Here is a 7,935-nt window from a genome sequence, read left to right on the forward strand (position 1 = left end):
TCCCTCCGGTTGCTTGACTCCTCTATTAGGTGGGAACAGAAAGAGAACATCCGCATTTTGATCGACATGATGTCGGCTGCTACACGACCTTGAAGGGAGCCGTGAATGATGATTGCTGCCCGTGAAAGGGTGATTTCCGATCTGCGCGAGCGCATTGCATCGCTGGAAGGCGTGTCAGCAGGGAAAGCCGGCTGTCTGTCCTTTGGTGTACCGGAGATCGACTCCGCCCTGCCGGGAGGTGGTCTGGCCTATGGCGCCCTGCACGAATTTGCAGGCGGCGGGTCGGGGACGGTGGATGGTGCGGCAGCAGCCCTATGTGCGGCGGGCATCGCGGCCCGCACCAAAGGCCCGATCGTCTGGTGCCTGACGCGCCCCGATCTGTTTTTTCCTGCGCTCGCCCAGGTCGGCCTCCATCCCGACCGGGTGATCTTTGTCGAATCCGATAGGGAGGAAGACGTTCTGGCAAATATGGAGGAAGGGCTTTCCTTTGGTGGGCTCGGCGCAGTCGTCGGTGAACTCGTTCGCCTGCCAATGGTCAGCTCGCGCCGGCTGCAGCTGGCGGCTGAGCGAACGGGCACGATGGCGCTCGCCGTCCGCCGCTGGCGGCGGCAGACGGAGGCCAATGATTTCGGGCAGCCGACAGCATCGACCACGCGGTGGAGGGTCAGCGTGATGCCGTCGGAGGAATTGCCAGTACCGGGCGTCGGAAGTGCCCAATGGTTGCTGGAGTTGATGCGCGTAAAAGCGGGTGAATGTGCTGAGTTTCTCGTGAGGGCGTGCGATGACAAGGGTTGTCTCGATCTATCTTCCGGATCTGCCGACGGATCGCATTCGTCGCGCCGATCCGTCTATTCCGCCTGAACAGGCGATCGCCGTAATCGCCAGGAGCGGCTCGAAACGCTGGGTCTCGGCGGCAGACGCCGCCGCCAGGAAAGCCGGCGTCCATGTCGGCATGCCGGCGGCAAAAGCGCAGGCGCTGTTTCGCGGCCTGATCCTGGTCGAGGCGGATCCTGCAATGGATGCCGCAGCCCTCGAACGCATTACCCTCTGGGCGCTGACGCTCTATTCGCCGATCGTCGCGGTCGATGGGATCGATGGGATCGTCATGGATACCGAGGGTGCCGATCACCTCCAGGGCGGCGAGCTCGCCATGGTGACCAAGATCGCCAATCAGTTCCTGGCAAAAAAACTCACCCCCCGAGTCGCGGTCGCCGACACCTGGGGTGCGGCACACGCCTGCGCCCGCGCCATCAGCCGCGAGACGGTCATCGCGCCGACCGGCGAGACCGCGCGTGCCGTCGAAAAGCTGCCGATATCGTTGCTGCGCCTTCCCGGGAAAGTCGTCAGCGATCTGCGCACGCTCGGCTTCCAGGCGATCGGCGAATTGGCCAACACGCCGCGCGCGCCGCTGACGCTCCGTTTCGGTCCGGAGATTGGCAGGCGGCTGGACCAGATGTTCGGCCGCATCTGCGAACCGATCGATCCGATCCGCACCGCCGAGCTCGTCGAGGTGAGCCGCGCCTTCGCCGAACCGATCGGTGCTGCCGAAACCATCGACAAATATGTCGGCCGGCTGGTCGTGCAACTGATCGACGAGCTGCAAAGGCTTGGCCTTGGTGTTCGGCGCGCCGATCTGATCGTCGAAAAGGTCGACGGTTCGCGGCAGGCAATCCGCGCCGGCACGGTGAAGCCAGTGCGCGATGTCGCCTGGCTGACGAAACTGTTTCGCGATCGGACGGAGAAGATCGAGCCCGGTTTCGGGATCGAGAAGCTGACACTCGTCGCCGTCATGGCCGAGCCGCTGGAGGAGCGTCAGAAATCCTCATCGCTGGTCGAGGACGAGGTCACGGACGTGACGCCGCTGATCGATATCTACGGCAACCGTGGCCAGCGTGTTTATCGGGTGGCACCCGTTGCCTCCGACGTGCCCGAGCGCTCCGTCCATCGCATCAGCGCCGCGGCCAATCCGGTCGAGGTCACCTGGGTCAGCCATTGGCGCCGGCCGGTCCGGCTGCTGGCCCGTCCCGAGCTGATCGAGGCCATTGCCTTGCTGCCGGACCGTCCACCGGTCTCGATCACCTGGCGTGGCACGCGCCGGAAGGTCAAGCGCGCCGACGGTCCGGAACGGATCTTCGGCGAGTGGTGGCAGCGAGACGCCGAGATGGAGGCGGTGCGGGATTATTTCGTCATCGAAGACGAGGCTGGCGAGCGTCTCTGGGTGTTTCGCTCCGGTGATGGCATCGATCCTGAAACCGGAAGCCACCGCTGGTTCTGCCATGGGATCTTCGCATGAGTTATGCCGAGCTGCAGGTCACGACCCATTTTTCCTTCCTGCGCGGTGCGAGTTCGGCGCAGGAACTGTTCGAAACCGCCAAGGCTCTCGGTATCGAAGCCCTCGGCGTTGTCGATCGCAATTCGCTTGCCGGAATTGTACGGGCGCTTGAAGCATCGCGCGCCACCGGTTTACGCCTCGTTGTCGGTTGCCGGCTCGATCTGCAAGACGGCATGTCGTTGCTGGTCTATCCGACCGACCGGACTGCCTATTCCCGGCTGACCCGCCTCATCACGCTCGGTAAGTCGCGCGGCGGCAAGAACAACTGCATCCTCCACTGGGACGATGTCATCGCCTACAACGACGGCATGATCTGCGTTCTTGTGCCGGATCTGCCGGATGACGCCTGCGCGATCCAGCTGCGCAAGATGGCCGAACTGTTTGGTGATCGGGCCTATGTATCGCTTTGTCTGCGGCGCCGGCAGAACGACCAGCTGCGGCTGCATGAGATTTCCAATCTTGCGGCGCGATTCAAGGTGCGAACGGTCGTCACCAATGATGTCCTCTTCCATGAGCCAGGCCGTCGGCAGTTGCAGGATATTGTCACCTGCATTCGCACCCGCACGACGATTGACGAGGTGGGCTTCGAGCGCGAGCGCCACGCTGATCGTTATCTGAAGCCGCCGGAAGAAATAGAGCGGTTGTTTCCACGGTACCGGCAAGCCCTCGCGCGAACCATGGAGATCGTCCGTCGGTGCACTTTCTCGCTCGAGGAGCTCACCTACCAATATCCGGAGGAAGCGATCGTGCCGGGCAAGGATGCCCAGGCCTCGCTGGAGCACTATGTCTGGCAATGCGTGCCTGATCGCTATCCCGAAGGTCTGCCGCCCGATGTGTTGAAGGTCGTGCGGCACGAGCTCGATCTCATCCGCACTATGAAATACGCGCCGTATTTTCTGACCGTCTTCTCGATCGTGCGCTATGCCCGGTCCCAGGGCATTCTTTGCCAGGGCAGGGGTTCCGCCGCCAACAGTGCCGTCTGCTACATTCTCGGCATTACCAGCATCGACCCCTCGACCAACGATCTTTTGTTCGAACGCTTCGTCAGCCAGGAGCGCGACGAGCCGCCGGATATCGATGTGGATTTCGAGCACGAGCGGCGCGAAGAGGTGATCCAGTGGATCTATCGCACCTATTCTAGAGAAAAGGCAGCGCTCTGCGCCACCGTGACCCGCTACAGGGCGCGCGGCGCGATCCGCGATGTCGGCAAGGCGCTCGGCCTGCCGGAAGACGTGATCAAGGCGCTGTCGTCGGGCATGTGGTCCTGGTCGGAGGAGGTCTGCGATCGCAATGTCCGCGAGCTCAATCTCAATCCAGACGACCGGCGTCTTGTGCTGACTTTGAAGCTCGCCCAGCAATTGATGGGCGCGCCACGGCATCTCGGCCAGCATCCGGGCGGGTTCGTCCTAACCCATGATCGGCTCGACGATCTCGTGCCGATCGAACCGGCCACGATGAAGGACCGTCAGATCATCGAATGGGACAAGGACGACGTCGAAGCCCTCAAATTCATGAAGGTGGACATCCTGGCCCTTGGAATGCTGACCTGCATGGCCAAGGCCTTCGATCTGATCCGCGAGCACAAGGATCGGGATCTCGACCTGTCGAAGATCGAGCAGGAGGATCCTGCGACCTATGCGATGATCCGCAAGGCCGATACGCTCGGCACATTCCAGATCGAAAGCCGCGCCCAGATGGCGATGCTGCCGCGGCTGAAACCCCGAACCTTCTACGACCTCGTGGTGCAAGTTGCCATTGTCCGGCCCGGTCCGATCCAGGGCGACATGGTGCATCCCTATCTGCGCCGGCGCGAAGGCAAGGAGGCAGTCGAATATCCGACGCCCGAGCTTGAGGCGGTGCTCGGCAAGACGCTCGGCGTGCCGCTGTTTCAAGAGTCGGCGATGAGGGTGGCGATGGTCTGCGCCGGCTTTACCGGCGGCGAGGCCGATCAGCTGCGCAAGTCGATGGCGACCTTCAAGTTCACCGGCGGCGTTTCGCGGTTCAAGGACAAGCTCGTGTCCGGCATGGTGAGGAACGGCTACACGCCCGAATTCGCCGAAAAGACGTTCTCCCAGCTCGAAGGCTTTGGTTCCTATGGTTTCCCGGAGAGCCATGCTGCTTCGTTCGCGCTGATCGCCTATGCGTCGAGCTTTATCAAACGCCATTATCCGGAAGCGTTCTGTGCCGCCCTGATCAATTCGCAGCCGATGGGTTTTTACGCGCCGGCGCAGATCGTCGGCGACGCCAGAGCCCATGGCGTCGAGGTGCGGCCGGTCTGCATCAATCGATCCCGGTGGGACTGTACGTTGGAGCGGATCGGCAATTCTGGCCGCCACGCCGTTCGGCTGGGTTTCCGGCAGGTGAAAGGGCTGGCGGTCGTTGACGCCGCGCGCATCGTCGCGGCACGCATGGACAATGCCTTTGTCTCGGTTGACGACATGTGGCGCCGATCCGGCGTGCCAGCGGAGGCGCTCGTCCAGCTTGCCAAGGCCGATGCATTTCTGCCCGCGCTGAAGCTTGAGCGCCGCGACGCGCTCTGGGCGATCAAGGCGCTGCGCGATCAACCCCTTCCGCTGTTTGCGGCGGCTGCCGAACGCGAGATGGCTGTAATCGCCGAGCAAAAGGAGCCGGAGGTCGCGCTTCGGCAGATGACGGACGGCCAGAACGTCATCGAGGACTACAGCCATACAGGGCTGACATTGCGGCAGCATCCGATCGCCTTCTTGCGCAGGGATTTGTCAGTGCGCAACATTATCACCTGTGCCGAGGCGATGAATTCGAGGGACGGGCGATGGGTCTATACCGCCGGTCTTGTTCTGGTGCGGCAAAAGCCCGGATCGGCCAAGGGCGTCATGTTCATCACCATCGAGGACGAGACCGGGCCGGCCAATCTTGTTGTCTGGCCGACACTCTTTGAAAAACGCCGGCGGGTCGTTCTCGGGTCTTCGATGATGGCGATCAACGGTCGGATCCAGCGGGAAGGGGAGGTCGTCCATCTTGTCGCCCAGCAGCTGTTCGACTTGTCAGGCGACCTTGTGGGCCTTGCAGATCGCGATGAAGAGTTCAAACTTCCGGCCGGCCGCGGCGATGAATTCGCCAGAGGCGGCGCGCCCGATCCGCGGGATAAGCCGAAGCCGGTTGTAGCCGCGCGCGACATGTTCGTGCCTGACCTTCATATCAATACCTTGAAGGTGAAGAGCAGGAATTTTCACTGAAATTCAGTCTGAGAGCTGGTCGTTGGTCCTAATCGGTTCAAGGCGACCCATTCAGGTGGGCCTGACTCCCCTTCATTAGGAAAGACCGTACCAGGCGCCGCGGCCGGCACCGTGCAGGACGAGGTGCCCTTGATCCACGAGTGCCTTGAGATGATCCTTGATAGTGTGACGGCTTGCATCGGTGATCCGTGCAGCCTCCGCGACTGTGATCCGCCCGTGCTCGCGCGCCAACTCGAGCAATATAACGGATAATTCCGGCAGGTCGGCGAGGATAATACGCTCGCGCTCCATTTTCTTCTCAAGCCGGGTCTTCTGCCGATGCAGGGCTCTCAAAAAGAACTCGATCCAGGGATTCCAGTCGGGCTCCGCGCTGCGGATCGTTCCCTGCGTGCGCCGAAGCGAGATGTAATAGCTCTCCTTGCTTTGCTCTATGATGCTTTCGAGCGAGCTGTAGGGGATGTAAGCGTAGCCGGCCCGCAGGAGCAACAAGGTGGTCAGAATACGCGATAGGCGGCCATTGCCATCCTGGAATGGATGGATTTCGAGGAAAACGACAACGAAGATCGCGACGACCAAAAGTGGATGGAGCCGCTTTTCTCGCCCTTGCTCATCCAACCAGGAGATCAGTTCTTCCATTTGACGCGGCGTATCGAACGGCGATGCCGTTTCGAAAACGATGCCGAGGCTCTCGCCCTGTTCGTTAAACGCTTCCACGTTGTTGGAGAGGGTTTTGTAGGCGCCGCGATGCCGCTCGTCCTTTGTCGAATGCGCAAGAAGGTCGTGGTGGAGCTGACGGATATGTTTCTCGGTGAACGAAATAGCTTCGTAAGCACTGAAGATGGTCTCCATCACCTCCGCATAGCCGGCAACCTCCTGCTCGTCGCGTGTCGTAAACGACCCTAGGCGAATGTTTGCCAGCAGCTTTCCGACCTCTCGGTCGGTGAGGCGTGCCCCTTCAATACGGGTGGAGGAACCGACGCTTTCGATCGTGGCGACACGCCGGAGGCTGGACAGCCGCTCAGGCGCGATCCGGCCGATCGCACGCCAAGCACCTTTAAATTCGTCGATTTCGGCGATCAGCGACAGGATTTCGGGCGTGATCCGGACGGTCGCCGTATTTAGAAATTCCATTTGGGCATCCATTCCCATCCAATTCCTGAGACGCTGTATGCACTATTTATCCATCCATTTCCATCCAATTTTCACGAGGGAGTTCGTCAGATCTGTCAGTCATGAGCTAGATGACTGGCCATTCCTCACTCGAGCGGATTCAGACTTTTGCAGCGAGACGAGAGACGATGTACGAGGACGACAGCTATCAGCAACCCGAGATGGCCCTCCTATGTCATTGGCAAGGTACCGGCGACCGAGGACTGGGATTTCTAAGTCTCTGACGTCTCAAAGAGTTCGGATGAGATCGACGCGGAACAACAGCCGGGTCGTAGGTTCGACCCGCTCAAGGCGATATATTCTAGCTAAGGCCATCGGCGGTCTTGGCATCGGCTTTGCACCCGAATGGACACTGTATCTGCCTAACCGCAATTTCGAGCTTCGCAAGGTACAAAACATCTCTAAAAACCACCCAGACATTATCATTGATATCGCGCGGTCATTGGTCAGGGCGGGCAGCCAAGGTAAGGAGTGCTAACCGTCGATGCTATCCGGGATGATCATGCAGTTCCATTTATCTCCCGCTGCGCCCTCTGCGATGATGTAAGGCAGCCTTCTATCTCGACCGGCCTGCTTGAATTGCGGGTATGACGTTCGCAACGAGGCATTCCGGATTCGGCCTCTCCATGAAAAGCTTTCCACCAGTTCAATTAAAAAGCCGCCGCGAGGGATCACCCTCAATAGGGCGCGAGGGAGGAGAGGGCAATTCAATGGACGACATCAAATTCACGACCGGTTTGACGACTGCTCAAGGCGTGCGGGTTGCGTTTCGCGGAACGCCTTTCGTCGAACGGACCGCTCCCCTGAACCAGAATGCGCTTTGGATGCGCTGGGACCGGAACATGGTCGTCGATGCCTATTCCGATATGGTCGAGGAGCTCTCGGCAATCCGTACGGCTGTCGCGATGGGCGACATGTCACCCTTATCCAAATACGTCATTGCGGGTCCCTATGATCTCGGTCTTGGCCGCCTGATCTGTCAAGGGCCGGTCAAGGGTGGTCCACAAACGGCTACCTCACTCGCGCTGCGACGAAACAGGCCATCTGGTACGATGGGCAGCAGCTTCTGAATTAACATTCGGTAATATTTTCGCGAATTGATGATTAGTCAGTATAACCTGACCTGAGACCCTGAACTTCCTCCAAATTTTGGTAGAGTCCGTCACATTGAGGAGACGGACGGAATGAAGCGTGCACGGTTCACGGAACAGCAGATCA

5 protein-coding genes and 1 pseudogene are annotated in these 7,935 nt (G+C 60.3%); 5 read left to right on the forward strand and 1 reads right to left on the reverse strand.

Going from position 1 to position 7,935, the window contains the following annotated elements; translation table 11 throughout:
• The first annotated feature begins 108 nt into the window (after positions 1-108).
• From ASD00_RS28950 to ASD00_RS28960, 3 genes are read left to right on the forward strand one after another with little or no spacing between them, the layout of a single operon-like run.
• Positions 109-861, forward strand: coding sequence for an ImuA family protein (locus ASD00_RS28950; protein ID WP_057210743.1), 753 nt, complete (start codon positions 109-111; stop codon positions 859-861).
• Positions 782-2,293, forward strand: coding sequence for a DNA polymerase Y family protein (locus ASD00_RS28955; protein ID WP_057210724.1), 1,512 nt, complete (start codon positions 782-784; stop codon positions 2,291-2,293). The genes ASD00_RS28950 and ASD00_RS28955 overlap by 80 nt, the downstream gene beginning before the upstream one ends.
• The gene (locus tag ASD00_RS28960; RefSeq protein WP_057210727.1) at positions 2,290-5,547 is read left to right on the forward strand and encodes an error-prone DNA polymerase; all 3,258 of its coding nucleotides are present in this window, start codon (positions 2,290-2,292) and stop codon (positions 5,545-5,547) included. Before ASD00_RS28955 ends, ASD00_RS28960 begins: the two co-directional genes overlap by 4 nt.
• Positions 5,548-5,622: 75 nt before the next feature.
• Here ASD00_RS28960 and ASD00_RS28965 read toward each other — a convergent pair whose 3' ends face one another.
• Positions 5,623-6,678: a Fic family protein gene (locus tag ASD00_RS28965; RefSeq protein WP_244496169.1), complete on the reverse strand. Its 1,056-nt coding sequence runs from the start codon at positions 6,676-6,678 to the stop codon at positions 5,623-5,625.
• 358 nt (positions 6,679-7,036) lie between these two features.
• Here ASD00_RS28965 and ASD00_RS42115 point away from each other — a divergent pair.
• Positions 7,037-7,195, forward strand: a pseudogene (locus ASD00_RS42115) (LysR family transcriptional regulator); the annotation flags it as partial.
• Positions 7,196-7,427: 232 nt separating this feature from the next.
• Entirely contained in the window at positions 7,428-7,787 is a 360-nt protein-coding gene (locus ASD00_RS28970) for a hypothetical protein (RefSeq protein ID WP_057210731.1), read from the forward strand.
• The last annotated feature ends 148 nt before the right edge of the window (positions 7,788-7,935 follow it).

The sequence above is a fragment of the Ensifer sp. Root31 genome (assembly GCF_001424825.1).
Taxonomy (GTDB): domain Bacteria; phylum Pseudomonadota; class Alphaproteobacteria; order Rhizobiales; family Rhizobiaceae; genus Ensifer; species Ensifer canadensis.